We start from the raw sequence: 25,285 nt of genomic DNA, 5'->3' as shown, positions 1-25,285 counted from the left end.
TTAAATTAAAAGATACCAAAATTCTCAAACTTTTCTAGAGGCTTCAATTCCCAGGTTTTTAGCGTAATTTCTCATCAAAAACAGGCAAAATGAAAATAGCGATTAGTGGTGCAACAGGATTTGTGGGTAGTCGGCTAGTAGAAAGACTATACACCGAAGGTCATAAAGTAATTGTATTAACACGGAATGTCACATCTGCCCAAAAGGTTTTTCCGGCTTCAGCTTTTCCTAATTTAGAAATTATTGCCTATACCCCCACCGTATCAGGTTCGTGGCAAGATGCTATAATAGGTTGTGATGGAGTAGTGAATTTAGCCGGAGAACCCATTGCGGAAGAACGGTGGACACCAGAACGGAAACAGGAACTTCTCAACAGTCGCAAACTGAGTACAGAGAAAATTGTCGCAGCCATAACTAAAATCAATCCTCGACCAACTGTATTAGTTAATGCTTCTGCTATTGGTTATTACGGAACTAGCGAAACAGCAACCTTTGATGAAAATAGTCCCCCTGGTCAAGATTTTCTCTCCCAAGTCTGCAAAGAATGGGAAAAAGAAGCTGAGAAAGTTAAAGATACTGGTGTCCGTTTAGTGATTTTGCGTTTAGGCATTGTTTTAGGGAATGGTGGTGCTTTAGGGAAAATGATTACCCCTTTTAAACTCTTTGCTGGTGGACCCATTGGTAGTGGTCGTCAGTGGTTTTCCTGGATTCATTTAGATGATATTGTCAGTTTAATTATCCAAGCTTTAACCCAACCCACAATGAGCGGAGTATATAATGCTACTGCTCCCCATCCCGTGCGGATGACAGAATTAAGCACAACTATGGGTCAAGTGATGAATCGTCCTTCCTGGTTACCTGTACCTGCTTTTGCTTTAGAAGCGATGTTAGGAGATGGGGCAAAAGTGGTATTAGAAGGGCAGCAAGTCTTACCCCAACGGACTTTAGCATCAGGTTTTCAGTATCAGTATCCTAACTTACAACCAGCATTAACACAGATTCTTAAATAGTCGTAAGTTTACCAATAGCTGATGTTAACTTAGTTATATTATTAACAGTCTTAAGCTGTTGTGGTGCGGGCATCTTGCCCGCTGTAATTATATATATAAACTAAATGCAGTACAGTTGATGACTAGCAGCTAATCTTGCTATGGCAAATCACTTGATTTTTTTGCTACAGACCAGGGTCGAATTTGACCTAAAGTTACGGTAATTCTGTCACTAACATAGTTCATCTCTTTTTTCTAGTTTATAGCACTTGGCAGATTAGCAGATTAGGACAATTCATTTTTTGTCAATTTTTTAGACACCCAGCTAATAATACCACTCAGCAAAGCCCCTCCCATGAGGATGCCAATAGCAGGGTTAAATAATGGTATCCACAGTTTATGCCATAAATCCAAACCAAGGTTGATTCCCGAAGCATCACCAATCACAGCAATAACAAGCCACGCGAAACCTAAAATCACAAGGAAAACATCAGCAACAAGGATGAAGTTAAGCCAGTTTAATAATTTGTCTTTCATTTTTATTGGTAATTAGTGATTGGTGATTGGTGATTAGTAAAGAGTTAATTGTCTTCAAATAACCATTTTTTGACTTTGGCTAAATTTTGCCAATCAGGTTTTCTACTGAAACCATCTTCAATACTATTTTTAACTTCTTCTTGCCATTCTTCATTGACAAATATTAACTGTTTTGCAAACTCAATGTGTTCACGCAAACCTTTTTGACCTGTTTCCAGCATAGCTAAAGCGAGATTAATTCTTGCTTGTGGGTCTTGGGGATTAAGTTTCACCGCTTTATTGGCGGCTTTAAAAGCCAGTGAACCCTTGTTATCAAGGAGATATAACCAAGCTAGACAAATCCAAGCTGAACTAGCTTTAGGAGAGCGATCGCATACCTCTTTAAATACAGGAATTAGAGATTCTACAGATTCTCCAGCTTTATACCGTTCTAAACCTGTATCAAATAGGGAATCAATTGTATTAGTCATTTGTTAGTTGTCAGTTGTCAGTTGTCAGTTGTCAGTTGTCAGTTGTTATTAGCAACCAATAACTGACAAACCTGTCTAAATATTACACACCGAAAGATTTACCGCAACCGCAAGTTTGGACAGCGTTGGGGTTAGTGAATTGGAAACCACCACCAATCATGGCATCGCTATAATCGAGCATGAGACCATAAAGGTAAAGTAAACTTTTGCGATCGCTGATAATTTTGAAGCCATCATAATCAAAAACCTCATCATCGGGGGTAATCTTGCTGATATCCTCAAAATCCATCATATAAGACATTCCCGAACAACCACCTTGTCTAACTCCCACCCGTAGACATAAATCTTTTCCTTGTTTGTCTTGAAGAGACTTAACTTGACGCAATGCAGTTTCAGATAACAGAATTGAGCGTTGTTGAGTTTGAGTGGCTTGTGTCATGGATGATTAACTCCTGAACTGATTTGATCAATACTCTAGCAGGGGTTTTAGTACCTCTGGGGTTATGGATGTTTTTGTATTCATTTTAGCGACATGAGGATAGGAAAACAGCATCAGAAGATGGGAACATGAGAACATGGGTAGAAGATGATCAATTATTCTTGCCCTCTTCCCCGTTGCCTGTTTCTGAGCAACCCAGAATTTTTATTCTAGAATTGAAGGCTAATTAACAGTAACTCAAAAGCTAACAATTAATAACAATTAAGCACTTATGCTTTCTATGCAAAGTCACACCTCTATGGTAACAATATTGGAATTTTGTTGTAAAATATCTTTATGCTACTAGGATTCAAGACAGAACTCAAGGTAAACAAGCAACAAAAACTACTACTGGCACAGCACGCAGGAGTAGCTAGACACGCTTGGAATCAAGGTTTAGCATTGTGTCAACAGCTTATCATACATAACAAACTTAATCCTGAAGATAAAATTAAATTTCCTACAGCCATAGATTTACATAAATGGCTAGTAGCATCAGTTAAAAGTCAATGTCAATGGTATTATGAAGTATCTAAATGCGCTTCTCAATACGCATTAAGATATTTATCAGAGGCCTTTAAATCTTTTTTCAAGAAAAACACAGGATTTCCTAAATTCAAGAAAAAAGGTAAACATGATTCTTTTACTTTAGATGGTGCAATTCACATTGAGCAGAAAAAAGTAAAAGTTCCTGTCATTGGTTGGCTAAAAACTTATGAAGTTCTCCCCTTTGGATATCAACCCAAATCAGTCACAATTAGCAAACAAGCTGACAAGTGGTTTGTATCTTGGAAAATAGAAGTAGAAACCAGTCAAAACCCTAAAAAACAAGAGTGTGTGGGAGTTGACTTAGGTATAAATCATTTAGCAATGTTATCAACAGGAGAAGTATTTGATGGCTTAAAAAGCTATAAAAAGTATGAATCTAAACTGGCAAGAATGCAATATTTAAATCGGCATAAAAAAGTCGGTTCTAATAATTATATAAAATCCCAAATCAAAATAGCAAGACTACACCAAAAAATAGCTAACATGAGAAAAGATACATTACACAAAATCACTACTTATATCAGCAAAAACCACGCGGTAATAGGGATAGAAGATTTGAATGTGTCTGGAATGTTAGCAAATGGTAAGTTATCAAAAGCTATTGCTGATATGGGCTTTTATGAATTTAGGAGGCAGCTAGAATACAAAACTCAACTATATGGCAGTAAGTTAGTAGTTGTGGATAGATTTTATCCCAGTAGTAAAACTTGCTCCAGTTGTGGAGAAAAAAAATCATCACTGTCATTATCTCAAAGAGTGTTTAAATGTGAGAAATGCGGTTTTGAGTGTGATAGAGATGTAAACGCTGCAATTAATTTGAAACAAGAAGCGGTTAGATTAACCGTGTTAGCCTGTGGACTAGATAGTGCCGACACTTCTAGGATGAAGCAGGAAGAAAAAGCAGACTTTTGTTAGCACTAGTTAGCTTTTTTGGATCGGATTAGGTATGTTTAATGATTAACCATTCCCAAAAGTCGCTCTTCTCGTCGCTTTGTTTTGACTCATTTATTCTATGACAAGTTTTAATCGCTCTACCAGTCGTCGGTTGCAGAAATTAACCCAGATTCCTTCTGTATGGGAGGGCGATCGCCGTCCATTGTCATCACCACACAGCCCAGCCGACCCAGAGTCCAAAGGAGAATGTATTATCTGGGTGGATGCCTCAGAAGGTATAGTTAGAGGCATGGACATGGTAGATCCCAGTCTGGGACCTGAAGCCATTGTGCGGACATTAATGCGGGCAATAGAACATCCACAAAGTCCGGCCAAGCCCGCTAGACCCCAAAGAATCGTTGTACGGGATCGAGAAATTCAATTTTACTTGCGGGGTGTGTTGCAAGATTTAGGTATTGCTATTGACTATGTACCCGAATTACCAATAATTGATGAACTTTTTCGCTCTTTTGCGGAAATCGTTGACGGACAAACTCCTGATTTACCGCCCAAATATGCCAAGCTCCTCCATGATAAAGCCTTAGAAGTCTGGCAAGCTGCTCCTTGGAACTTTTTAGAGGAACAGCAAATTTTATCAATAGAAATTAATCAATGGGATGTAGACAAACTCTATGCCTCTGTCATGGGAATGTTAGGAATTGAGTATGGAATTTTGTTTTATCGTTCTGAGGATTCCCTGAAGCGGTTTCGGGCTGCCGTTATAGCTGATGATGATGAAACAAATCGAAATTTAGAGGCAGCCTTCCTCAAACAAGATTGTTTATTTCTCACTTTTGATTCTGTAGATGATAACGACGATGATGATCTAGGTGATTTGGCGGATATGCCTGATTCAGAAATTGAACCTACTTTCGGTAATATTCACCCGTTAGAAGGGCTACGTTCGGTTTTGTATGAAGAAGAAGCGCTACTAACTTTTGTCGCTTTAGAAAGTTTACTGCGGTTTGTGCGTGATTACCGTCGTCAATTATCTCAGGAAGATGGTCTCACTCTGGGCCAACGTTATCGAATTTCCTTACCAGAAACCGATGGAAATCGTAAATCCTTAACTGTCGCTGTTTCTACAATGCCAGAATTGACAGCAGAACTAGAAGAAATGGCTGGTTTGGATGAAGATGAAGAAGATGAAGAAGATGATTCTATATTTGAAGCCTTAAGAGACGATTTGATTCCAGAAGATGCGTTTATGAGTCTAGGTGTGTTATCCTGGAAAACATTAGATCACCTACGTCAAGGTGCTAACCACCAAGCAGGGGGTGAATTTGAGCCTGTGGGGGATGGTTTACCTGTGATTGTGATTCAAACCTCTCGTCCTAAAGCTAAGGGGATTATTAAAAATATTCAAGAGGCTGGAGGACTGAACGCAATTTGTTTCCATACTGTTACTGATCCGATAGATGATAATCTCTATGACTTGGGTTTATTGCAAACACGTAATCATGAATTATTTCTGTTTGGGCAATTTTTAGATGATGACCCAGTGCATATAGAGGCTAAGAGAAAATGGCATCAGCGATGTCAAAATACTCAGGGTCATTGTGGTTTAATTATTGCTAAGGGATTGACTGGCTCAACTCGTGGTAATCCCCAATTAGGAGATATGATGGCTCTATTGGAAGCTCATGTACTTTCCGCTGCTGAGTTGACCTTGGAGACAGTTGACTAAATAGAAAACCTAATTACCTTGGCTACAGCTATAAAAATCCGGTCGCTTCAGTGTTTGAATTGTGGAACTGAACAGGACCTAGATGGAAATGTTGGGTATTGCCACGACTCTAACACAGAGACAGAGCAAAATCAACGGTTATATTATTCTACGAAGTGTCAAGAATCACCGAGGCTTCTGCCCGGTGAATATATCAATTGAATATCTTTAATAAAATTAATTTTTTTGTTACTTTGTTAATTCAGACTTACTCTGATAGTATCATTTCTGTTTTGAGTTCCCAGACTCTTGAAATCAAGTTAACATACAGCTAAGTGCATGATAATGACAAATAAAAAATGGGCCGTTAAACGGATAACAGTTAATCTAGCAACACAAGAAGCAGAGAAACTAGAAAAATATTGTCAACAGACAGGGAGACCAGCAACAGATGTAATTCGGGAACTAATTAGAAGTTTACCCCAAGGGGAAGAAGTGGCAAACAATTAATAATTGCCAATTAATAATTCCCAGCAAATTCCCACACTAATTCAGTTACAATTTGTAAAGAGATTGAACAAGGAACGAGGGAATGCGCGTTGCAATTGTAGGTGCGGGACTTGCTGGGTTATCAACTGCGGTAGACTTAGTAGATAGGGGCTGTGAAGTAGAAATTTTCGAGTCTCGTCCCTTTGTGGGTGGCAAAGTCAGCAGTTGGGTAGATAATGATGGCAATCATATTGAAATGGGGCTGCACGTATTTTTCGGCTGCTACTACAATCTGTTTGCATTAATGGAGAAGGTTGGTGCTGGAGAAAACTTACTCATCAAAGAACATAGTCATACTTTTATTAATAAAGGCGGAAAAACAGGAGCTTTAGATTTTCGCTTTTTCACGGGTGCGCCTTTAAATGGATTAAAGGCGTTTTTCACAACTTCTCAACTGTCTTTACAGGATAAACTACAAAATGCGATCGCTTTGGGTACTAGCCCAATAGTACAGGGTTTAGTAGACTTTGACGGAGCAATGAAAACTATCCGCAAATTAGATAAAATCAGCTTTTCTGATTGGTTTTATAGTCACGGAGGCAGTAAAGGTAGTATTAAACGCCTATGGAATCCTATTGCTTATGCACTGGGATTTATAGATTGTGACAATATTTCTGCCCGGTGTATGTTGACAATTTTCCAGTTTTTTGCTGTCAGAACCGAAGCTTCAATTTTGCGAATGTTGGCGGGTTCACCTTCCGAATATTTACATAAACCTATTGTTAAATATTTAGAAGAAAGAGGCACAAAAATATACACTCGTCGTCAAGTGCGAGAAATTCGGTTTACTGATGTGGTTGGGGAAGCAGAAACCCGCGTAACTGGTATATTAGTTGCTCAAGGTGATACAGAGGAACTGATTACCGCTGATGCTTATCTTTGCGCTTGTGATGTTCCCGGAATTCAACGAGTTTTACCCCAAGCCTGGCGGAAATGGCCAGAATTTGATAACATTTATAAGTTAGATGCTGTCCCCGTCGCTACAGTGCAGCTACGTTTTGATGGTTGGGTGACAGAACTAGAAGATGAGGAAAAACGTAAACAGCTTTCCGCAGCCGTGGGAATAGACAATCTATTGTACACTGGTGATGCAGATTTTTCCTGTTTTGCTGATTTGGCTTTGACTAGCCCCGCAGATTATTATCGTCCTGGGGAAGGTTCATTATTACAATTGGTGTTAACACCGGGAGATCCTTTTATTAAACAAAGCAATGAAGCGATCGCTCACCACGTGCTTAAACAAGTCCATGAACTATTTCCTTCCGCAAGGGATTTAAACATGACTTGGTACAGTGTGGTTAAATTAGCTCAGTCTTTGTATAGAGAAGCACCGGGCATGGATGAATACCGTCCAGATCAAAAAACACCCATACCTAACTTTTTCTTAGCTGGAAGTTACACCCAACAGGATTATATTGATAGCATGGAAGGAGCAACAATTTCTGGACAACGTGCGGCCAAAGCAATTCTGGAAAGTTTGAAGAAGTAGGTAATGGGTAATGGGTAATGGGTAATGGGTAATAACAACTAACCGCAGACCAATCTAAAATCCTATGAGTGAATGGCTAGAACATAGTGTACAGGTAGAGGTAGAAGTTCCCATAGAATTAGCATGGGGGCTTTGGTCTGATTTAGAACAAATGCCTAAATGGATGAAATGGATTGATTCTGTGCAAATTCTCCCAGATAAACCGGAAATTTCTCTATGGAAACTGAAAACAGGGGGGTTAGAATTTACATGGAAATCCCGAATTACTAAAATAATTCCTCATCAAATTATTCAATGGGAGTCTGTGGATGGTTTACCAAATCAAGGAGCAATTCGCTTTTATGATCGCTATGATAATAGCATCGTGAAAATGACGGTTTCCTATGCAATTCCTGGCTTAATTGGTAAACTCATGGATAATTTGTTTTTAGGAAAGGTGGTAGAGTCCACAATTCAAGCGGATTTAGAAAGGTTTAAACAATACGCTTTGAATGTGAAGGACAATTAATGTAACCAAAGACGAGTAATTTTCTCTAATGCGGAAATTTCGTCTGCGGTCATTTGCCAACCTAAAGCACCAACATTTTGTTTAACTTGTGCTGCGGTTTTGACTCCAACAATGGGAATCACATTACCTTGAGCTATTAACCAGTTTAAGGATACTTGGGCAGGGGTGCGATGGTACTTTTCACCAATCTCTCGTAACAAAGATAACAATGGAGCGATCTTATTTAAACCATCTTGACTAAATCGCGGATCTATGCTTCTTGCACCTTGAGGTTTTTGAGAGGATATATACTTACCTGTGAGTAATCCTTGAGCTAGGGGACTATAAGCTAAAATAGTTACACCTAACTCACGGGCTGTTTGGTAAATACCGTTACCTTCTATTTGGCGCGTTATTAGTGAATAACGCACCTGATTTACAGCCAAAGGTACACCCTTAGCGGCTAATATCTGGTGTGCTTCTCGCATTTGAGCGGCTGAATAATTACTGACACCAACTGCCCCTATTCTACCTCGTTTGACTTCATCTGCCAGGGTATTCATGAGAGTTTCTTGACTCAAAAAGAACGCAAAAGGCCAATGAACTTGGTATAATTCAATTCTCTCAACTTGGAGACGTTGGAGACTGGCTGTTAAAGCTTCAGATACAGATTTACCCTGCCAACGCCAAGGTAAAGGTCCAAACTTGGTAGCAATTTGTACTTTTTGGTTGGTTTGTTTCATGAACCTGCCTAAAAATTCTTCCGAAAGTCCTAAACCGTAAACTTCCGCAGTATCAAAGAAAGTGACACCAGTATCTAAGGCGGTGTTAAAAGCAGCTTGTAACTCTTCTTCACCGTATTCATGACCATAATTCCAAAAGAGTTTGTCACCCCAAGCCCAAGTACCGATACAAAGAGGGGGAACAGCTAAACCATTTTTTCCTAAGGTGATAGTTTGCATTTGGGTAAAATTGAATTTATTTATATTTCTTTACTTTTTTAGTTTACCGTGATCAAAGTTAAGTCGTTGGATAATGGCAGTATGAATTATGTTTCGCGCTAAGACGCAAAGGCGCGAAGTTGAAGATTTTGATTGGGAAAATGCTATATTTTGTCAGGAATAGAAAAAATTACCTATGGACGATAATACATATCATAACCAAAACCAATCTCTGGTTTTACCCCGGGTGAATATTTTCACCATGTTCCGGCTAGGATTGTTTCAAATGGGGTTGAGTATGATGTCTATTTTGACTTTGGGGGTACTCAACCGAGTCATGATTCAGGAAATTGCCATTCCGGCTACATTGGTGGCTTTTGTGTTAGCATTGCCTTTGTTTGTGGCCCCAACCCGAATTTTATTTGGGCAAATGTCCGATGCTAGACCATTATGGGGATATCATCGCACAAGTTATGTATGGTTGGGAGCAGGAATATTTGCGATCGCTGCCTTTTGTGCGGTACAAGTAATATGGCGGTTAAATTCTGCTAATATGGGCGAAAGTTGGGTATGGACTAGCCAAACAATGGCTTGGACAGCGGTTTTAGGTTTAGTTTTCCTAGTCTACGGACTGGCCATTTGTGCTAGTGGTACGGCTTTTGCGGCTTTATTAGTTGATATTTCCGAAGCCGACAACCGTTCTCAAGTTGTCGGTATTGTTTGGTCAATGTTGATGGTAGGGATTATAGTTGGAGCTATTATCAGTTCTAGCTTATTAAACCAATTAAACGCTAATGCACCCATAGAAACTTTACAAGCTGCAATAAATCGCTTATTCCAGATTATTCCCGGTATGGTTTTTTGTTTAGCAATTGTCGCTACTTTGGGGGTAGAAAAAAAATATTCTCGTTTTTTCCATCGTTCTACTCCAGAAAACCGGGAAGATAGTATTACCTTAGGTGGTGCTTGGAAAATTTTAACAGCTAGTCCCCAAACAGGTTTGTTTTTCACTTTTTTATTAGTGATGACTATTAGCTTGTTTATGCAAGATCCTATTCTAGAACCTTACGCAGGGGAAGTGTTTAAAATGCCTTTAGCGGAAAGTACCAAACTCAACGTTTTTTATGGAACGGGCATATTAATCTCCTATGGTATCACAGGTTTTTTGATTGTGCCTCGGTTGGGTAAACGCAAAACTATAAAATTAGGCTGTGTTTTAGTCGCATTTGCGGCTTTATTACTGGGTTTTTCGGGATTATCTGCCAATCCCTTGGAACTGAAATCAACTTTAGTTTTATTTGGTTTAGCGACTGGTGTTGTCACCACTGCGGCAGTTAGTCTGATGTTAGATTTGACAATTGCTGAAGCTGCCGGTACATTTATAGGTGCTTGGGGACTTGCTCAGTCTATATCTAGAGGAATTGCCATTGTCATTGGTGGTACTATTTTAGATGTGGGGCGCAAGTTGTTACCAGATAACTTAGTATTAGCTTATGGTTTGGTATTTGCTTTAGAAGCTTTGGGAATGTTGGTATCAATTGCTTTTTTGAATCGTGTCAATGTGGCAGAATTTCAAACTAATACCAAAAAGGCTTTAGCTTCTGTTCTCGAAAGTGATTTAGATTAATGGTAATGGGTAATTGGTAATTGGTAATTGGTAATTGAAAACCAACTGACAACGGACAACGGACAACTGACTAATAACAAATGAACGACTTTTGGAATACGATTTTAGAATTTGCTGAAACCACTACTATCAGAGTAGGAAAACAGTTAATGCAGGATTTTGGCAAAGTTCAAGCTACACAAAAACCTGATGGTAGTTTAGTGACAAAATCCGATAAATGGGCAGATCAAGAAATTAGAGATGCTATTGTTTCTACTTTCTCAGGTTACGGCATTTTGAGCGAAGAAAGTGATAACGTGCTGCAAGCAGGTCAAAGTTTTCCTGATAAAGAATGGTGTTGGGTAATTGATCCTTTAGATGGTACAACTAATTTCACCAGAGGACTTCCTATTTGGTCAATTTCTCTGGGTTTACTTTATCGAGGAACGCCGATTTTTGGCTATGTTTATGTGCCACCATTAAATCAAGCCTTTTACGGGTTTTGGGCGGGTTCATCGGGCTTAACAACGCCAACGGGAGCATTTTTAAATCATCATCCTATCCATACAAGTAAAGATATTCCTAGCAAAAACCACTTTTTTAATCTTTGTTCTCGCAGTACCGGCATTATTAAACCGGATTTTCCCTGTAAAATTCGGATGTTAGGGGTTGCTAGTTATAACTTTCTGACAGTCGCAACCGGTGCGGTTTTGGGGGGAATTGAAGCCACACCAAAGGTATGGGATATTGCAGCTGCTTGGGTAATTGTTCAAGCTGCTGGTGGTACATGGTTATCTCTCAATTCTGTGTCTTTTCCATTATCGCCGGGAATGGATTATAGCGATCGCTCTTTTCCGACCATGGTTGTGAGTAATTTAGGTTTAGTCCCCATTTTTACACCATTTCTCTCTCATCTCAAACTCTAAAATGTCTAGTTTGATTTTTGGAGATTTCTGGAATTTAGTACAATCATGGTAGCTACTATGGCTAAAATCAAAATTTTACAGGACAATAGATATTATAGCTTGTTATTATGGGAATTTTAGAAGGAGTAGAAGTATAGAAATAACAAATAACAAATAACAACTAACAAAATTATGAAAGGACTTTGGCTAGAAAGTAATCAATTACAATTACGTACTGATATTCCTATTCCTGAACCACCAGCGGGGGAGGCTTTAGTGCGGGTTTTGTGTGCGGGAATTTGTAATACTGATTTGGAATTAATTAAAGGTTATTATCCCTATACTGGCATTATTGGCCATGAATTTGTTGGTGTTGTAGAACAAGGTCCAGAACATTTAATTAATCAAAGAGTAGTGGGGGAAATTAATGCTGCTTGTGGTTATTGTCGCTTTTGTCGCAGTGGACAACCTACCCATTGCGAAAATCGGACGGTTTTAGGTATTGTGAACCGTAATGGTGCTTTTGCAGAATATCTATCTTTACCTATTGAAAATTTGCATATTGTACCGGAAAATGTCTCTACAGCAGCTGCAACTTTTACAGAACCCCTGGCCGCAGCTTTGGAAATTCAACAACAAATAACATTATGTGAAGATGATCGAGTATTAGTAGTTGGAGATGGTAAACTGGGTCAATTAATAGCCCAAACTTTAGCTTTAACTGGTTGTGATTTATTAGTAGTGGGAAGACATGAAGATAAATTACTAAATTTGGCAGCGAGAGGAATTAAAACCGCTTTGGCTAATAGTGTCAAGGATAGATATTTTGATGTTTCTATTGATTGTACAGGAAATCCAGAAGGTTTTAATACTGCCCGACGGGCTTTACGTCCTCGTGGTACATTGATATTAAAAAGCACCTATGCAGGAAATCTCAGTTTAGATGCTTCTGCTTTGGTGGTAGATGAAATTACTCTCATTGGTTCTCGTTGCGGTCCTTTTGTGCCAGCGTTAGAATTATTAGGGACCAAAAAGGTAAATGTACAATCTTTAATTCAGGGTATTTATCCCCTATCTCTTGGTTTAGAAGCTGTTGAAAAAGCTAAAACTAAAGGGGTTTTAAAAGTGTTGTTAGAGATGATTTGATAGATAATTGTCAGTTATTTTGTAGCTGTATTTGATAATGTTCATTATTTCTATGATCCAGTAAGTTTAGCTTGAGTAAGGTATACTTTATGCGGGCAAGATGCCCGCACCACAAGAGTTTTATCATTAATAATTAATATCTGTACTTGATAATATCGGGAATTGCTGTAAGTGCTGTATTTGATAATGTTCATTATTTCTATGATCCAGTAGGTTCAGCTTGAGTAAGGTATACTTTATGCGGGCAAGATGCCCGCACCACAAGAGTTTTATCATTAATAATTAATATCTGTACTTGATAATATCGGGAATTGCTGTAAGTGCTGTATTTGATAATGTTCATTATTTCTATGATCCAGTAGGTTCAGCTTGAGTAAGGTATACTTTATGCGGGCAAGATGCCCGCACCACAAGAGTTTTATCATTAATAATTAATATCTGTACTTGATAATATCGGGAATTGCTGTAAGTGCTGTATTTGATAATGTTCATTATTTCTATGATCCAGTAGGTTCAGCTTGAGTAAGGTATACTTTATGCGGGCAAGATGCCCGCACCACAAGAGTTTTATCATTAATAATTAATATCTGTACTTGATAATATCGGGAATTGCTGTAAGTGCTGTATTTGATAATGTTGGGTAACATTATGTCAACCCAACCTACATATTAAATAAGGATTTAGAAGGAGAAAAAATCATGAATGTGATTGATAATCTTTACAACCAATTGCTGCTTCTGTACTAGCAATATATGGATTTACTGTACATTTAAGACGGTAATTATTGGTGAAAAATTGGCAATTATGACAGGGGATTTTGTGCATTTCTTGGGCAATTTTAACAGTTTCCTTTGTAGCTGTCCATAAATTCAAAAACACCATAATAATCATGGTCCAAGCTATGAAAAAGCAAATCGGAACTAAGAAAGGTTGTATCCCGTGAGTGAGGAAAGAGATAAAATTTAACATGACAATTGCTAAACTTGGTAAACTGAGGAGTTAAATCCCCGACTTCTGAAAAAATCGGGGGATTTGGAATTAATAAATGTTAAACTCCAGCATGACCTAATGCAATACCCGTTACCAACATTCCCAAAACCAAGAAAGGTTGGGCGCTGGCTTGATATTTGACATCATTAGCTATGGGGTCACGGAGGAAATACATATCTTGGAAAGTGATTTGGGGGATAATTAATAATACGAGAATAGCTGCATATAAATTCTCGTGAATACTGACCAAATAACCAGCAACCAAACCTTGAAATAAATCAATCATGACCACACAAATTAAGGCCGCAGTTTGTACCCCAAACATAACTGGTAATGATTGTAAACCTAATTGGCGATCGCCTTCCACACTTTTAAAATCATTAACAATGGCAATACCCAAACCTGCCAAACTATAGAACAGAGTCAGAACGACAATTTTCCAATTCAATTCACCAAATAAAGCATGACCGGCCCACCAAGGTAAAGCGATATAACTAGCGCCTAAAGCATAATTTCCTAACCAACCATTTTGTTTTAACTTTAATGGAGGTGCAGAATAGATATAAGCAATGAAAGTACCAAAAACAGACAACATTAAAACAGTAGGAAATGGATGATTTGCCCATAAATCCAAAGTATAAGCTACCCCATATCCTAATAATAGTAAAACAATGATTTGGCTAATTACTTGCTTTTCGGAAATTGCCCCGGAAGGAATAGGTCTGTAAGGTTCATTAATAGCGTCAATGTCCCGGTCATAATAATCATTGATAGTTTGAGTATAACCGGTTAATAAAGGACCAGAAAGCAGCATACAAAGGGCTGATTTGAGAACATTTTCTAGAGTCCAAGTGTAATTACCAGCAGAAGCCGCACCACAGACCACACCCCAAATTAGGGGAATCCAAGTAATCGGTTTCATCAATTGTAAGCGAATTTTCCAAATAGAAGTTTCCCCTGGACTTGCACCTTTCATTCCTAGTAATTGCCGAGTTTTGGCATTACGGTCTTCCGTTGTTGTTACTTCTTGATTTGTAGATTCTCCAACTACCCCATTTGCTTGAGGATTTGGATTAATAGAATTTGATTCGGACATAAGGTGTAATGGTAATTGGTAATTGGTAATTGGTAATTGGTAATAGGCAAAATTGGTTGTATCAATTTCTTTTACCTATTACCCATAACCTAAAAAGAAATTATCAAATAACTGTTTTGAAACTTTGCCCCAGTCACAGGTTTACCACTTAAAGCAGGAGGGAGGAAGATATTGCGTCTTTGATCTCCGGCTTCTACCGTGACTTCTGGACCGTACTGAGTAAGTTTAACTTGTTTTTTGTCAAAACCAGGTAAAAAGAGGCGTACTTGGCGATTATGTACATCAATTTCTATTGGTTGATTAGCTTGTAATGCTTGCTCAACAAAATTGGGTAAAGCATTAATTAGAGGTTGCCATTCACCATTAGATACATCAGGAACTATACTCACAGGTAGAGGTGCAAATTCCGAGGTTAGATGAGTATTTTCCCCTCCAGCTACTAAAATTAACCCACCAATAGTTAGACCAACTTGTTGAGCGCTTCCCCAAAGATAGCGCGAATTTGCCACATCAATTGAGTCTGATGTTGTCACCAGAAAAGCAGCGACACGCTGGGGATTAGCCACAGCGGCTTTACCTTGTTCGAGAAAACCATTAACTTGGTTAGTAGGTTGAGCGAAATTATCAGCAGTCCAATTAACATTAAAAAGACTACTAATTAAAGGTTGAAGAAAGGGAGATTCTGTAATTGTTTTCCCCAAATCAGAGTTAATAAACAATTGCCGAAATCGTCTCACGTACCAACTCAAAGATTCTGGCATTCCTAACATTCGCAAGGTGGAATCATCTCCGGTGCCATCATAGATAATCGCGTCATATTTGCCACTGGCATCATATTCACGCAGGGCATTGAGCGCGAGAGCGTGATCCATACCTGGTAATGCTACTAATTCTTGCCCGTAAACTTCTTTAAAAATCGGTGTACGCAGGTATTGAGCCTCTAGTTTTTTCATCTCGTCCCAATTGCGTTCTAGCAGTACAGATGCTGTAAACTGTACTGCTTGGAGATTGGGAGAGATTTCCTGGGGGTCAGGAGTCAGAGCCGTATTGAGTAGAATTGGCAATGTTGGATCTGCTAGTCCTGCTAAGAGTACCCTTTTACCTTGTGTTGCCAAACTAATGGCTGCGGCGATCGCTATCTTACTGCGATAGATGCCGTTTTTGCCCAAAAATGTCAGTATCAAGGCCATTACTCAATTTCCAAATCGCCTATCTTGTCAATTACAACTTAGCACTCAACCAATCTTTTTAGCTTCTGCTGTGAGTTATTTTGATTAAGCTGGTTTGATTTCATCGGCAAAAAACCAGGTAGAGAAGTTATCGTCAAACTTCACCACCACGCCAATTCCTGCCCCGTCAGTGACTTTGTAGCCTTCGATAATGCCGATTTTTCCCAGTTTTTGAGCGATAGTAGAGGATACCCGGTCGCGCAAACGAATCACTTTAACTTTTTGTCCAATTTCCATGATCTAGTTAACATCCAATAATCTCAATCTCAGTGTAGCGGAATCTGGCACTCTATTTTCACCCTCTATAGTTTAAAATTAAATCAGTAAGCAAGTAGGTATACTCTTATGTTTGTTACAGCCCAGCAGCTAGAACAACAAATGCCGGATGCCACTCGTTTGTTAAGTGATGAACCGGAAATGGAAAGTTCTTTACATTATATGCAGTTACTAATACTAGTAACTAGTTTAGAATGGTTGTGGCGCGATCAAAATGATTTTTTTATTGGTGCAAATCTCACTATTTACTTTAGTCGTCAACAGTTAAAAAATCGAGAATTTCGCGGACCTGATTTCTTTTTAGTGAAAAATACGGAAAAAGTTCCTCGCACTTCTTGGGTTGTATGGGAAGAAGATGGCCGTTATCCAGATTTGATTATTGAATTACTGTCAAATAGTACAGCCAAAATTGACCGCAATTTAAAAAAAGCTCTCTATGAAACCCGCTTTCGTACTCCAGAATATTTCTGGTTTAGTCCCGAAACTTTAGAATTTACAGGTTTAAGGCTCGTAGGCAATCAATATGAAGAAATTGTTCCCAATGAACAAGGATTACTTTGGAGTGAAGTCCTAGATTTATATTTAGGTGTGGCAAATGGTCAACTTCGCTATTTTACAGCTACAGGCGAATTAGTACCAACACCGGAAGAAACAGCTACAAAAATCCAAAAAGAAGCTCTGCAACTTAAAAACCAAGCTCTGCAAGCTGAACAGGAAGCTCAAGCATCCCAGCAAAAAGCTTTGCAAGCTGAACAGGAAGCTCAAGCATCCCAGCAAAAAGCTTTGCAAGCTGAACAAGAAGCTCAAGCATCCCAGCAAAAAGCTTTGCAAGCTGAACAACAATTAGCGCATGAAAAAGACAAAGTACAACTTTTAGCAGCGCATTTATTGTCTCTGGGAATAGACGCTGATAGTTTGAAGTAACTAAATATGGAGGGGATACTAAATAAACTCTAAACCTATATAAATCAAAGGGTTGGGGTTGATAAGAAAGAAAATAGGTGCCAGGTTTTTGAAGGTAAGAGGCGCGAAAAATGTAGGGTCAGTGCCTCATGAGGTACAATTGTAGCGGGCAAGATGCCCGCACCACAAGATTTTTATCGTTAATATCTATACCTGATAATATCGGAAACTGCTGTATCTCGAAATTAATCGTAATTAATGGTGTAAAATAGCCAAATGAGTTTTTTCCTGTGTGTAACGACGGTGCTTGAAAAATGACACTTTCCCTGAAAAATAATTTACATTGGTCACAAGTACAGCGTTATTGGGAACTGCTGTATGTTTTAGTAGTGCGAACTCTGAAAGTACGCTACCGGGGTTCTTTTCTAGGGGTTTATTGGTCGCTATTGAACCCATTGATTATGACGGGGTTATATACTGCTATTTTTGGTGCTACCTTTGCATCTTATTATGGTAACTCTATTCTTAACTATATGCTGGCGGCGCTGACAGGGCTGTTAGTCATTAATTTTTTCTCCGCTTGCACGTCCCAGGCTTTAAGTAGTGTAGTCGGTAATGGTGCATTATTAAATAAAATTCAGTTGCCAGTTAGTGTTTTCCCGGTATCAATGATTGCAGCTAATGTCTTTCAATTTTCAGTGGGAGCATTTCCGTTACTGGCAATTATGACTTTAGTTAATGCCAAAAGTCTAGTCAATGTCCTAGCGTTGATATTTCCATTTATCGCACTGATTTTAGTTTCTACAGGGGTGGGGTTTTTAGTTAGTGCTTTGTATGTATTTTTTAGAGATTTACCTTATTTTTATGAATTAGTGGTATTTGTAATTTGGATTAGTAGTCCTATATTTTATCCAGCAGCTATTGTACCAAAGCAGGTTAAGCCATTTTTAGGTTTAAATCCCTTATCCCCAATTATTGAAAGTCTACGTCAGATTACATTATCAGGTGCATCACCAGATTTAGGTTTGATTTGGGGGGCTTTGCTGAGTGGTATAATTATTTTAGCTTTGGGATGGACTTGTTTTCATCTGTGGCGACATCAGTTTATGGATTTACTGTAACATGGTGAAGAGTTGATAATTAGACTGGGTAGGTCCTGATATTTTATCATTAACAAAAGATAGTAAATTATCCCCATAAAATTTATGGCTTTAACCGCACAAGAAATAGAAGCATTAATGCCAGATTGTACGGAACTACTCAGCGACGAACCAGAGATGGAAAGCTCTTTGCATTATACACAACTATTAATCTTAGTAACTTGCTTAGAATGGTTATGGCGTGATAGAGAGGATTTTTTCATTGGCGCAAATCTCAGCATCTATTATAGCCGACAACAGTTAAAAAATCGAGACTTTAGAGGACCTGATTTTTTTCTAGTCAAAGACACAGAAAAACGTCCCCGTCTGTCTTGGGTAATTTGGGAAGAAGACGGTAAATATCCTAATGTGATCATTGAACTACTTTCTGATTCTACTGCGAAAGTAGATAAGGGATTGAAAAAACAGTTATATCAAAATCAATTCCGCACTCCTGAGTATTTTTGGTTTTCACCAAATACCTTAGAATTGGTAGGGTGGAGATTAACAGACAGTGAATATAAAATTATTCCCGTATCGGAAAATGGCTGGTATTGGAGTCAAGAACTGGGATTATACTTAGGAGTTTGGGAAAATAGATTGAGGTATTTTACCGTTGCGGGAAGATTGGTACTCACACCGGAAGAAGCAAATTTAGAGGAAATGAGAAAAGCTGAAACTGAACGGGAAAGGGCTGAAACTGAACGGGAAAGGGCTGAAACTGAACGACAAAGGGCTGAGACTGAACGACAAAGGGCTGAAACTGAACGGGAAAGGGCAAATAAATTAGCAGAATATTTGCGATCGCTCGGTGTAGATCCTGATAGTATAAATTAAACTTAAGCAAAAATCAATAATATGTATTAAAATTATTCAGCATTGTCAAAATAAACCATGACGACAATGTATGATTTAGCGATTGATTTAGTAGGATAATCAGGATTAACGGAGGAATTTGATTGTCTACAGGAGGTTGTTTGAAAAGTCTAATTTAATACTTGTCTTAGGGACGATAATTCCTGGCTATACAGACAAAAACCATTTTTATGGGTTGCAAATCTACGCAGGTGGACTTTGTTTGTGTATTAGCGATTTATAATCGCCGATAGCCAGGTTGGCGTAGCCAATATCATATATCTTGAAAACAATCTCCTAGTGGCATAATTATTATATTCTGGGATGGACTTGTTTCATCTGTAGCGACATCAGTTTATGGATTTGCTGTCAATGGAAGTAATACGTTTAGATAGTGTTTCGCTGTGGAGAAGGACTCAAGAGGAATTTTCCTATGATTTGAAAAAAACGCTCCTATCTGTGGTAGAGGGTAAATATCGCCAACCTGCGAAAAAGTTAGTGTTAAATAATGTTAACCTAGTAGTTGACAAGGGCGAAAAAATAGGTATAATTGGTGCGAATGGTTCTGGTAAGTCCACGCTGTTAAAGATAATTTCTGGTATTCTTAAGCCTACAGTTGGTAATGTCAGGGTTAGGGGTCAGGTCGCACCTTTAATTGAACTGGGAGCAGGTTTTGATCCAGATATTTCGGTGATGGACAATATACTTCTCTATGGCGTATTATTGGGTTTTTCTAGGACTGAAATGAAAGCAAGAGCGCGTTCTATTTTGGAGTTTGCTGAATTAGAAGATTATGCTTTAGTTCCAGTTAAGGGTTTATCTTCGGGTATGGTGGCTCGTTTGGGTTTTGCTATTGCAACTGATGTCCAGCCGGATATTTTGATTTTAGATGAGGTATTGTCGGTGGGAGATGAGGGTTTTAAGAACAAGTGCAAGCAAAGGATGGATCAGTTTTGGGATGATGATGCTACGGTTTTAGTTGTTTCTCATGATTTAGAGTTTGTCAGCACATCCTGTAAAAAAGCGATTTATTTAAGTCAAGGAAATATTAAATTTGCTGGTGATTCACAGGAGGTGGTAGATTTCTATTTAGAAACTGTTAAACAATCTGAAATGGTGACTTATTGAGGGTAGATATGGAAAGGTTTAAAGATGGAAGCTAAGGCTATAAACTTAAAAGAACTGTATGAACGAGATTATTTATTGTGGTTAGAGGAGAATGTTAGATTATTGAGCGATCGCCAATTACAAGAGTATAGATATAGTTAATTATCATTTATAAAAATTGTCAGCTGCTAGGAATTATCACTTAAATAGGATATATGACAATGATTACAGCACAACTAGATGAAGATGTACTCTACCCTGACAGTGATGGTAAACCAATGGCGGATAATACGGAACAATATAAATGGATTGTTATTATTAAGGAAAATTTAGAAATTTTGTTTGCTGATGTAAATAATGTTTTTATAGCTGCTGATTTATTATGGTATCCAGTACGTTCTAAAGTGATTACACCAACTGCACCTGATGTTATGGTAGTATTTGGCAGACCTAAAGGTAAACGTAGATCTTATCGTCAATGGAGAGAGGAGAATATACCACCCCAAGTAGTGTTTGAAATTCTTTCAACTAGTAACAACGATGATGAAATGCAGCGTAAGCTAGAATTTTATCAGCAATATGGAGTACAGGAGTATTACATATATGAGCCTGAATCCTATGAAATTGAAGGTTGGATCAATAATAATGGCTCTTTGGTACAACTTGAACAGATTAATGGTTGGATTAGTCCCCGGTTAGGAATAAAATTTGATACATCTCAAGGAGAATTAATTATTTATCGTCCTGACGGAGAAAGGTTTTTAACTCCTGTACAATTAAGAAAGGAGTTAGAAGCACAGCGTGAATCTACTGATATAGAACGTCAAAGGGCTAATGAAGCGGAAGCTAAACTGTCTATATTAGCTCAAAAGTTGAGAGAGTTAAATATTGACCCTGATAGTTTATGAATAATGATCACTAATAATGATATTATTTTCTGGATTAGAGAAAACACAATGATATGACTCAACAGGAGAAAATTCACAATGGAGTCTGTGGACAACTTGCAGAAAAAACAACCCCCAACTAATTTCCGTTGTTATTGAAAACAATGAAGATGGTTATTTAGCTAGAATACCTGGTATTCTAGGTGCTTTTGCGGAAGAGGATACTCTTGAAGATGCTATGTTTAATTGTATTGATGTTTTTAAAATGATTATTGATTATAAAAAGGAGGAAGATAAACCAATTTGGAAACTATAGAAATTTCTGATTTGATTAAATTATTTGACATAATAGGCAATAACCAGTTATCATACAAAGTAATTAAGGAGAAAAATATGACTCTAGCCACTCCTATTCAAACAGAAAAAACCTATTATACCCCAGAAGAATATCTGGAGTTAGAAAGTGAATCTGAAAGCAAAAATGAATACTTAAATGGGCAAATTATCGCCATGACTGGGGGAACAACAAATCATAATAAATTAGCAGGACAAATTTATGCTTTTCTTTTGTTTAATTTAGGTAATAAAGGTTATGAAGTATATATAGGAGATGTAAAATTATGGATTGAAGCATCTAATCGTTATACTTATCCTGATGTGATGGTAGTGGAAGGTAAAGCGAGTTATCAAGGTAAAACTCAAAATGTTATTACTAATCCGCTTGTGATTATTGAAGTCTTATCAAAATCCACAGCTAACTATGATCAAGGGGATAAATTTGATGCTTATCGGACGATTCCCAGTTTTCAAGAATATGTTTTAATTTCCCAGACTGAATATTATATTAAACAGTTTGTGAAAAATGAACAAGGTAAATGGCTATTAACTGATTATCGAGGAGAATCAGAAGTTTTAAAGTTGGAATCTGTGGATTTTGAGATGAGTTTAAAAGCACTTTATCAGTACATTGATTTTAGTCAAGGTGAAGATTAGAAAAGATAAACAATTAAAGATTAATTTGTGCAACAACAGGGTACTTCCCGATTTTTACAAAACTAAACATATCTCGATTTTATTGTGTCGCCTTACTTAATTATAGCCGTTCCCATTCGAGTGAGGTACAAGCAGTAATAATTGAACGCAGATGGACGCAGATAAACGCAGATAATTTTGTACTTCATTAGACTGGAAAACGCTATATCCTATTTTCTCGCTTTTTTACAAAGAAATCCATACTCGATTTGAGGTATAAAAAATGGCAGCAATAAAGCACTTGGACATAATAAACTATAATACTATTGAATTTCCCTTTGCTAAGATTATTCAGGAAATATTCGGTTTACCCTTAGAAAAACTACATGAGTTAGAAGAATACCCTCTTTTTACTCGTGCAAGCGATCAATTAACAGTTTTTCATCGCAAATTTTATGATGCTTTTAATAGTAGTTTAAAAGATATGTATTTATCATTTCTTCAAAATGTGATTCATCCTTATGTAGGTGATGATTTAGCTTATCAAAAAGTACCCACCTTTAGGGTAGGTTTTCCTAATAATGTCTGGGTAGGTGAATATCATCGAGATAGTTGGTATGGACATCCCCATGAAGAACTAAATTTTTTAGTACCTTTTACTGATATGTATGGTTCAAAATCTCTATATATTGAATCAGAATCTTCTAAGGGAGATTTTCAACCTCAGGATATTAAATATGGTCAGATATTACATTTTGATCATACCGGATGTACTCATGGTAATGAGATTAATAAAGAAGGGACAACTCATGTAAGTTTTGATTTTAGAGTCATACCTTACCGCCATTATAATGATGATGTGAGTGCTAAATCTATCAATACTGGGATGGAATTTAAAATAGGTGGATATTTTGATTTAATGCAGTTTTAACTACTTATAGATGAAGTTATTGAAGTTATTTATGAAAATTTGCCTTTTAGGAAGTACAGGTATAATTGGTAGTGATTTAGCTTTGCAGTTATCCCACCTGTCCACAGTGGAATTAGTGTCTTTATCTTCTTCTGATTTAGACCTATATTCTTATTTACAAGAATTAGAAACTGTATTAAGGGAAATTCAACCACAAATCATCATTAATGCAGTTGGTTTTACCAACATTGACGCAATCGCTAATCACCAAAATAAAGGTTTTTTTCTCAATTGTCTGCTTCCCCATATATTGGGAGAGTTTTGTGATCGCCACTCTATCCAATTGATTCATTTTTCGTCAGACAATGTTTTTGATGGTGCGAAAAATAGTTACTATATCGAAGAGGATCAATTATCACCGATTAATTACTATGGTTGGACAAAAGCTCACACTGACCTGCTTTTATTACAGTATTTTCCCCATCATTCAACCATTTTCCGAATTTCTGGTATTTATTCCCAGAACCGAAAAAACTTTTTTACATCTTTTCTCCATCGTCTAGCTACACAAAAGCAGTTAGAAGTGGTAAATGATATTATAGTCGCGCCTACTCCTAGTAGATTAGTAGCAAAATTAATTACAGAATTGATTAATAATCAGAAATTATTTTCTCTCAGAGGTATTTATCATTTAACACCAAAAGGTAGCTCCTCCTGGTTTGATTTTGCTAACACTATAGTTAGTGCTTTACAGCTTTCTGACAAGTCAATTTCTCCGGTAAGTATTGAGAGTTATTCTACTACAGTCAAACGTCCTCGCAACTGTTTGCTTCTTTCCCAAAAATTAGAACAAGAAACAGGTCTAGTTTTACCTCACTGGGAAGACGAGTTTCGGGAGTTTATTACAGCGGATGGTCTTCAATCTTTAATTAAGCAGTATTTTTAGGTTTATAAAAACTATGGGTATTTTTTTGGAAACAGTAAAAAAAATAGTAATAAAAGCTTTAATAACTTTAGAAAAAAAGCTGATTATCCCCTGTAAAATACAATATTTTGCCATAGATTCAGCGATTGTTGAAGAGGTGATTTATGATAAAAATACTCATGGATTTACCTCCTGTGTTTTGTTTTGTCATTATAATAAACATGGCTTAATTTTAGAACAAGTAAAAGAACTTTGTTTATTTTTTCAATCTCAAAGAATAGATGTAATATTTGTCACCACTAAAGTATCTTCAGAAGCTAGACTGTGGCTAGAGAAAAATCTCTCAGCCCTCATCATCAGAAAAAATTTCGGTCGGGATTTTGGAGCTTGGAAAGATAGTATTTCCTTTTTAAAGAAAAGGGCTTTATTTAGTAACTGTTCTCAGTTATATTTAATTAATGATAGTATTTTATTACTTGAAAATAACCTGCGAAATGGTCACTTTCAAGCTGAATTTGTGGATGATAATAATAGTGATATGATTGGTTTAACTGAATCCTGGCAAAAGGCCTATCATTTGCAATCTTATTGCCTCAAATTTAATCAAAAAGTTACCCAATCTGAATGTTTTTCTAATTATTGGGACAATTATTATTTAATTAACTCGCGCAGATTTTCTATTGAAAATGGTGAGATTGGACTGACACAAATGGTGTTAAAAAATGGATATAAATTAAAAAGTTTATATCCATTATCAGATATATTAAAAACAGAAAATTTAGAAAGGTTTTTATCTATTGTTGAGGATTTACCTCTCCCAGAATTTAGCGAAACTAGGGAAAGGTTATTTGATGAATTATTTTTACTGGATTTTAACGATATTAATCCTTCTCACCGTTTGTGGCCATTAATTGTATTAGCTGGTTGTCCAGTTTTGAAAAGGGATCTAATTGAAAAAAATCCAGATGGACTGCTTTCTATGAAGTATTTTATGTATTTTATGGAAAAATTTATTGACAATGATCAGACTAAAGAGTTGTTGCAGTCCTCTCTCTTGCATATTAAATATCAATCTCTTTAGGAAAATCAAGACTGACAGACTAAGGAAAATGAATGGAATTAGGGGCAACTTTCTGGTAAAGTAGAGGATGATATAACTAATCCTAGTCAAAATCAAACCGAGGTAAAAATAATGGAACTATATACAATTATTCAACAACAATATAATTCTGTTCTTAAATGTCCAGTCTG

27 protein-coding genes are annotated in these 25,285 nt (G+C 37.3%); 19 read left to right on the top strand and 8 right to left on the bottom strand.

Annotated elements, in window-relative coordinates:
* Positions 1–89: 89 nt before the first annotated feature.
* Positions 90–1,010 (top strand): TIGR01777 family oxidoreductase, encoded by a 921-nt coding sequence (locus H6F39_RS06685; RefSeq protein WP_190371243.1) that lies wholly within the window; start codon positions 90–92, stop codon positions 1,008–1,010.
* Positions 1,011–1,274: 264 nt separating this feature from the next.
* On the opposite strand, the gene H6F39_RS06680 is transcribed toward H6F39_RS06685, so the two are convergent.
* The 3 genes from H6F39_RS06680 to H6F39_RS06670 form a co-directional block, all read right to left on the bottom strand.
* The gene (locus H6F39_RS06680; protein WP_028083014.1) at positions 1,275–1,526 is read right to left on the bottom strand and encodes a hypothetical protein; all 252 of its coding nucleotides are present in this window, start codon (positions 1,524–1,526) and stop codon (positions 1,275–1,277) included.
* Positions 1,527–1,570: 44 nt separating this feature from the next.
* Complete coding sequence (locus tag H6F39_RS06675) at positions 1,571–1,996, bottom strand: M48 family metallopeptidase (RefSeq protein ID WP_190396422.1); 426 nt, start codon at positions 1,994–1,996, stop codon at positions 1,571–1,573.
* An 82-nt stretch (positions 1,997–2,078) separates the two neighbouring features.
* Positions 2,079–2,435, bottom strand: coding sequence for an iron-sulfur cluster assembly accessory protein (locus H6F39_RS06670; RefSeq protein ID WP_028083016.1), 357 nt, complete (start codon positions 2,433–2,435; stop codon positions 2,079–2,081).
* A 336-nt stretch (positions 2,436–2,771) separates the two neighbouring features.
* On the opposite strand from H6F39_RS06670, the gene H6F39_RS06665 reads away from it, so the two are divergent.
* From H6F39_RS06665 to H6F39_RS06645, 5 genes are all read left to right on the top strand, one after another.
* Positions 2,772–3,938, top strand: coding sequence for an RNA-guided endonuclease TnpB family protein (locus tag H6F39_RS06665; protein ID WP_190396421.1), 1,167 nt, complete (start codon positions 2,772–2,774; stop codon positions 3,936–3,938).
* Positions 3,939–4,035: 97 nt separating this feature from the next.
* Positions 4,036–5,643: a hypothetical protein gene (locus H6F39_RS06660; RefSeq protein ID WP_137907149.1), complete on the top strand. Its 1,608-nt coding sequence runs from the start codon at positions 4,036–4,038 to the stop codon at positions 5,641–5,643.
* A gap of 318 nt (positions 5,644–5,961) precedes the next feature.
* Positions 5,962–6,132 carry a CopG family transcriptional regulator gene (locus tag H6F39_RS06655; RefSeq protein ID WP_137907148.1) on the top strand — a complete coding sequence of 57 codons (171 nt, stop codon included), beginning with the start codon at positions 5,962–5,964 and terminating at the stop codon, positions 6,130–6,132.
* A gap of 82 nt (positions 6,133–6,214) precedes the next feature.
* Positions 6,215–7,660: a 9,9'-di-cis-zeta-carotene desaturase gene (gene zds / locus H6F39_RS06650; protein WP_137907147.1), complete on the top strand. Its 1,446-nt coding sequence runs from the start codon at positions 6,215–6,217 to the stop codon at positions 7,658–7,660.
* Between the two features lie 64 nt (positions 7,661–7,724).
* On the top strand, positions 7,725–8,168 hold the full coding sequence (locus H6F39_RS06645) for an SRPBCC family protein (protein ID WP_168359529.1): 444 nt from the start codon (positions 7,725–7,727) through the stop codon (positions 8,166–8,168).
* On the opposite strand, the gene H6F39_RS06640 is transcribed toward H6F39_RS06645, so the two are convergent.
* On the bottom strand, positions 8,165–9,109 hold the full coding sequence (locus H6F39_RS06640) for an aldo/keto reductase (protein WP_190371246.1): 945 nt from the start codon (positions 9,107–9,109) through the stop codon (positions 8,165–8,167). The genes H6F39_RS06645 and H6F39_RS06640 overlap by 4 nt on opposite strands.
* A gap of 175 nt (positions 9,110–9,284) precedes the next feature.
* On the opposite strand from H6F39_RS06640, the gene H6F39_RS06635 reads away from it, so the two are divergent.
* The 3 genes from H6F39_RS06635 to H6F39_RS06625 all read left to right on the top strand — a co-directional run bounded on the left by H6F39_RS06635 (position 9,285) and on the right by H6F39_RS06625 (position 12,745).
* Positions 9,285–10,715 carry a BCD family MFS transporter gene (locus H6F39_RS06635; RefSeq protein WP_190396420.1) on the top strand — a complete coding sequence of 477 codons (1,431 nt, stop codon included), beginning with the start codon at positions 9,285–9,287 and terminating at the stop codon, positions 10,713–10,715.
* Between the two features lie 80 nt (positions 10,716–10,795).
* Entirely contained in the window at positions 10,796–11,620 is an 825-nt protein-coding gene (locus H6F39_RS06630; RefSeq protein ID WP_137907143.1) for an inositol monophosphatase family protein, read from the top strand.
* A gap of 171 nt (positions 11,621–11,791) precedes the next feature.
* Positions 11,792–12,745 carry an alcohol dehydrogenase catalytic domain-containing protein gene (locus tag H6F39_RS06625; RefSeq protein ID WP_137907142.1) on the top strand — a complete coding sequence of 318 codons (954 nt, stop codon included), beginning with the start codon at positions 11,792–11,794 and terminating at the stop codon, positions 12,743–12,745.
* Positions 12,746–13,441: 696 nt separating this feature from the next.
* Here the strand turns inward: H6F39_RS06625 and H6F39_RS06620 are convergent.
* The 4 genes from H6F39_RS06620 to H6F39_RS06605 all read right to left on the bottom strand — a co-directional run bounded on the left by H6F39_RS06620 (position 13,442) and on the right by H6F39_RS06605 (position 16,297).
* Positions 13,442–13,714, bottom strand: coding sequence for a hypothetical protein (locus tag H6F39_RS06620; protein WP_137909166.1), 273 nt, complete (start codon positions 13,712–13,714; stop codon positions 13,442–13,444).
* Positions 13,715–13,793: 79 nt separating this feature from the next.
* The gene (chlG, locus tag H6F39_RS06615; protein WP_190371248.1) at positions 13,794–14,831 is read right to left on the bottom strand and encodes a chlorophyll synthase ChlG; all 1,038 of its coding nucleotides are present in this window, start codon (positions 14,829–14,831) and stop codon (positions 13,794–13,796) included.
* 89 nt (positions 14,832–14,920) lie between these two features.
* Positions 14,921–16,021 carry an ArsA family ATPase gene (locus H6F39_RS06610; RefSeq protein WP_137909164.1) on the bottom strand — a complete coding sequence of 367 codons (1,101 nt, stop codon included), beginning with the start codon at positions 16,019–16,021 and terminating at the stop codon, positions 14,921–14,923.
* Positions 16,022–16,105: 84 nt separating this feature from the next.
* Positions 16,106–16,297 (bottom strand): DUF2862 domain-containing protein, encoded by a 192-nt coding sequence (locus H6F39_RS06605; RefSeq protein ID WP_028084001.1) that lies wholly within the window; start codon positions 16,295–16,297, stop codon positions 16,106–16,108.
* Positions 16,298–16,405: 108 nt separating this feature from the next.
* On the opposite strand from H6F39_RS06605, the gene H6F39_RS06600 reads away from it, so the two are divergent.
* The 10 genes from H6F39_RS06600 (at position 16,406) to H6F39_RS06560 (ending at position 25,115) form a co-directional block, all read left to right on the top strand.
* On the top strand, positions 16,406–17,260 hold the full coding sequence (locus tag H6F39_RS06600) for a Uma2 family endonuclease (protein WP_190371249.1): 855 nt from the start codon (positions 16,406–16,408) through the stop codon (positions 17,258–17,260).
* A gap of 293 nt (positions 17,261–17,553) precedes the next feature.
* Positions 17,554–18,360: an ABC transporter permease gene (locus H6F39_RS06595; RefSeq protein ID WP_137909162.1), complete on the top strand. Its 807-nt coding sequence runs from the start codon at positions 17,554–17,556 to the stop codon at positions 18,358–18,360.
* Positions 18,361–18,444: 84 nt separating this feature from the next.
* The gene (locus H6F39_RS06590) at positions 18,445–19,215 is read left to right on the top strand and encodes a Uma2 family endonuclease (protein ID WP_190396419.1); all 771 of its coding nucleotides are present in this window, start codon (positions 18,445–18,447) and stop codon (positions 19,213–19,215) included.
* Between the two features lie 390 nt (positions 19,216–19,605).
* Positions 19,606–20,361 (top strand): ABC transporter ATP-binding protein, encoded by a 756-nt coding sequence (locus tag H6F39_RS06585; RefSeq protein WP_137909160.1) that lies wholly within the window; start codon positions 19,606–19,608, stop codon positions 20,359–20,361.
* Between the two features lie 24 nt (positions 20,362–20,385).
* The gene (locus tag H6F39_RS20600; RefSeq protein ID WP_137909159.1) at positions 20,386–20,502 is read left to right on the top strand and encodes a DUF29 domain-containing protein; all 117 of its coding nucleotides are present in this window, start codon (positions 20,386–20,388) and stop codon (positions 20,500–20,502) included.
* 59 nt (positions 20,503–20,561) lie between these two features.
* Positions 20,562–21,248 (top strand): Uma2 family endonuclease, encoded by a 687-nt coding sequence (locus H6F39_RS06580; RefSeq protein ID WP_190371251.1) that lies wholly within the window; start codon positions 20,562–20,564, stop codon positions 21,246–21,248.
* A gap of 372 nt (positions 21,249–21,620) precedes the next feature.
* Positions 21,621–22,220, top strand: coding sequence for a Uma2 family endonuclease (locus tag H6F39_RS06575; protein ID WP_190371252.1), 600 nt, complete (start codon positions 21,621–21,623; stop codon positions 22,218–22,220).
* Between the two features lie 262 nt (positions 22,221–22,482).
* Positions 22,483–23,130 (top strand): hypothetical protein, encoded by a 648-nt coding sequence (locus H6F39_RS06570; protein ID WP_190371253.1) that lies wholly within the window; start codon positions 22,483–22,485, stop codon positions 23,128–23,130.
* A gap of 31 nt (positions 23,131–23,161) precedes the next feature.
* Complete coding sequence (locus H6F39_RS06565; protein WP_190371254.1) at positions 23,162–24,055, top strand: NAD(P)-dependent oxidoreductase; 894 nt, start codon at positions 23,162–23,164, stop codon at positions 24,053–24,055.
* A 25-nt stretch (positions 24,056–24,080) separates the two neighbouring features.
* Positions 24,081–25,115: a rhamnan synthesis F family protein gene (locus tag H6F39_RS06560; protein WP_190396418.1), complete on the top strand. Its 1,035-nt coding sequence runs from the start codon at positions 24,081–24,083 to the stop codon at positions 25,113–25,115.
* Positions 25,116–25,285: the final 170 nt, after the last annotated feature.

This window comes from Dolichospermum sp. FACHB-1250 (genome assembly GCF_014696335.1).
GTDB classification, from domain to species: Bacteria; Cyanobacteriota; Cyanobacteriia; order Cyanobacteriales; family Nostocaceae; genus Dolichospermum; species Dolichospermum planctonicum.
Note: the sequence above shows the minus strand (reverse complement) of the source record. Positions and strands in the feature narration are given on the sequence as shown.

Coding starts and splice junctions, on each gene's coding strand:
- H6F39_RS06585 (WP_137909160.1), top strand. CDS start 19,606: ATGGAAGTAATACGTTTAGATAGTGTTTCGCTGTGGAGAAGGACTCAA.
- H6F39_RS06575 (WP_190371252.1), top strand. CDS start 21,621: ATGACTCTAGCCACTCCTATTCAAACAGAAAAAACCTATTATACCCCA.
- H6F39_RS06665 (WP_190396421.1), top strand. CDS start 2,772: ATGCTACTAGGATTCAAGACAGAACTCAAGGTAAACAAGCAACAAAAA.
- H6F39_RS06600 (WP_190371249.1), top strand. CDS start 16,406: ATGTTTGTTACAGCCCAGCAGCTAGAACAACAAATGCCGGATGCCACT.
- H6F39_RS06640 (WP_190371246.1), bottom strand. CDS start 9,109: ATGCAAACTATCACCTTAGGAAAAAATGGTTTAGCTGTTCCCCCTCTT.
- H6F39_RS06565 (WP_190371254.1), top strand. CDS start 23,162: ATGAAAATTTGCCTTTTAGGAAGTACAGGTATAATTGGTAGTGATTTA.
- H6F39_RS06580 (WP_190371251.1), top strand. CDS start 20,562: ATGATTACAGCACAACTAGATGAAGATGTACTCTACCCTGACAGTGAT.
- H6F39_RS06630 (WP_137907143.1), top strand. CDS start 10,796: ATGAACGACTTTTGGAATACGATTTTAGAATTTGCTGAAACCACTACT.
- H6F39_RS06620 (WP_137909166.1), bottom strand. CDS start 13,714: ATGTTAAATTTTATCTCTTTCCTCACTCACGGGATACAACCTTTCTTA.
- H6F39_RS06645 (WP_168359529.1), top strand. CDS start 7,725: ATGAGTGAATGGCTAGAACATAGTGTACAGGTAGAGGTAGAAGTTCCC.
- H6F39_RS06610 (WP_137909164.1), bottom strand. CDS start 16,021: ATGGCCTTGATACTGACATTTTTGGGCAAAAACGGCATCTATCGCAGT.
- H6F39_RS06680 (WP_028083014.1), bottom strand. CDS start 1,526: ATGAAAGACAAATTATTAAACTGGCTTAACTTCATCCTTGTTGCTGAT.
- H6F39_RS06655 (WP_137907148.1), top strand. CDS start 5,962: ATGATAATGACAAATAAAAAATGGGCCGTTAAACGGATAACAGTTAAT.
- H6F39_RS20600 (WP_137909159.1), top strand. CDS start 20,386: ATGGAAGCTAAGGCTATAAACTTAAAAGAACTGTATGAACGAGATTAT.
- zds (WP_137907147.1), top strand. CDS start 6,215: ATGCGCGTTGCAATTGTAGGTGCGGGACTTGCTGGGTTATCAACTGCG.
- H6F39_RS06625 (WP_137907142.1), top strand. CDS start 11,792: ATGAAAGGACTTTGGCTAGAAAGTAATCAATTACAATTACGTACTGAT.
- H6F39_RS06660 (WP_137907149.1), top strand. CDS start 4,036: ATGACAAGTTTTAATCGCTCTACCAGTCGTCGGTTGCAGAAATTAACC.
- H6F39_RS06570 (WP_190371253.1), top strand. CDS start 22,483: ATGGCAGCAATAAAGCACTTGGACATAATAAACTATAATACTATTGAA.
- H6F39_RS06635 (WP_190396420.1), top strand. CDS start 9,285: ATGGACGATAATACATATCATAACCAAAACCAATCTCTGGTTTTACCC.
- H6F39_RS06595 (WP_137909162.1), top strand. CDS start 17,554: ATGACACTTTCCCTGAAAAATAATTTACATTGGTCACAAGTACAGCGT.
- chlG (WP_190371248.1), bottom strand. CDS start 14,831: ATGTCCGAATCAAATTCTATTAATCCAAATCCTCAAGCAAATGGGGTA.
- H6F39_RS06605 (WP_028084001.1), bottom strand. CDS start 16,297: ATGGAAATTGGACAAAAAGTTAAAGTGATTCGTTTGCGCGACCGGGTA.
- H6F39_RS06685 (WP_190371243.1), top strand. CDS start 90: ATGAAAATAGCGATTAGTGGTGCAACAGGATTTGTGGGTAGTCGGCTA.
- H6F39_RS06675 (WP_190396422.1), bottom strand. CDS start 1,996: ATGACTAATACAATTGATTCCCTATTTGATACAGGTTTAGAACGGTAT.
- H6F39_RS06670 (WP_028083016.1), bottom strand. CDS start 2,435: ATGACACAAGCCACTCAAACTCAACAACGCTCAATTCTGTTATCTGAA.
- H6F39_RS06590 (WP_190396419.1), top strand. CDS start 18,445: ATGGCTTTAACCGCACAAGAAATAGAAGCATTAATGCCAGATTGTACG.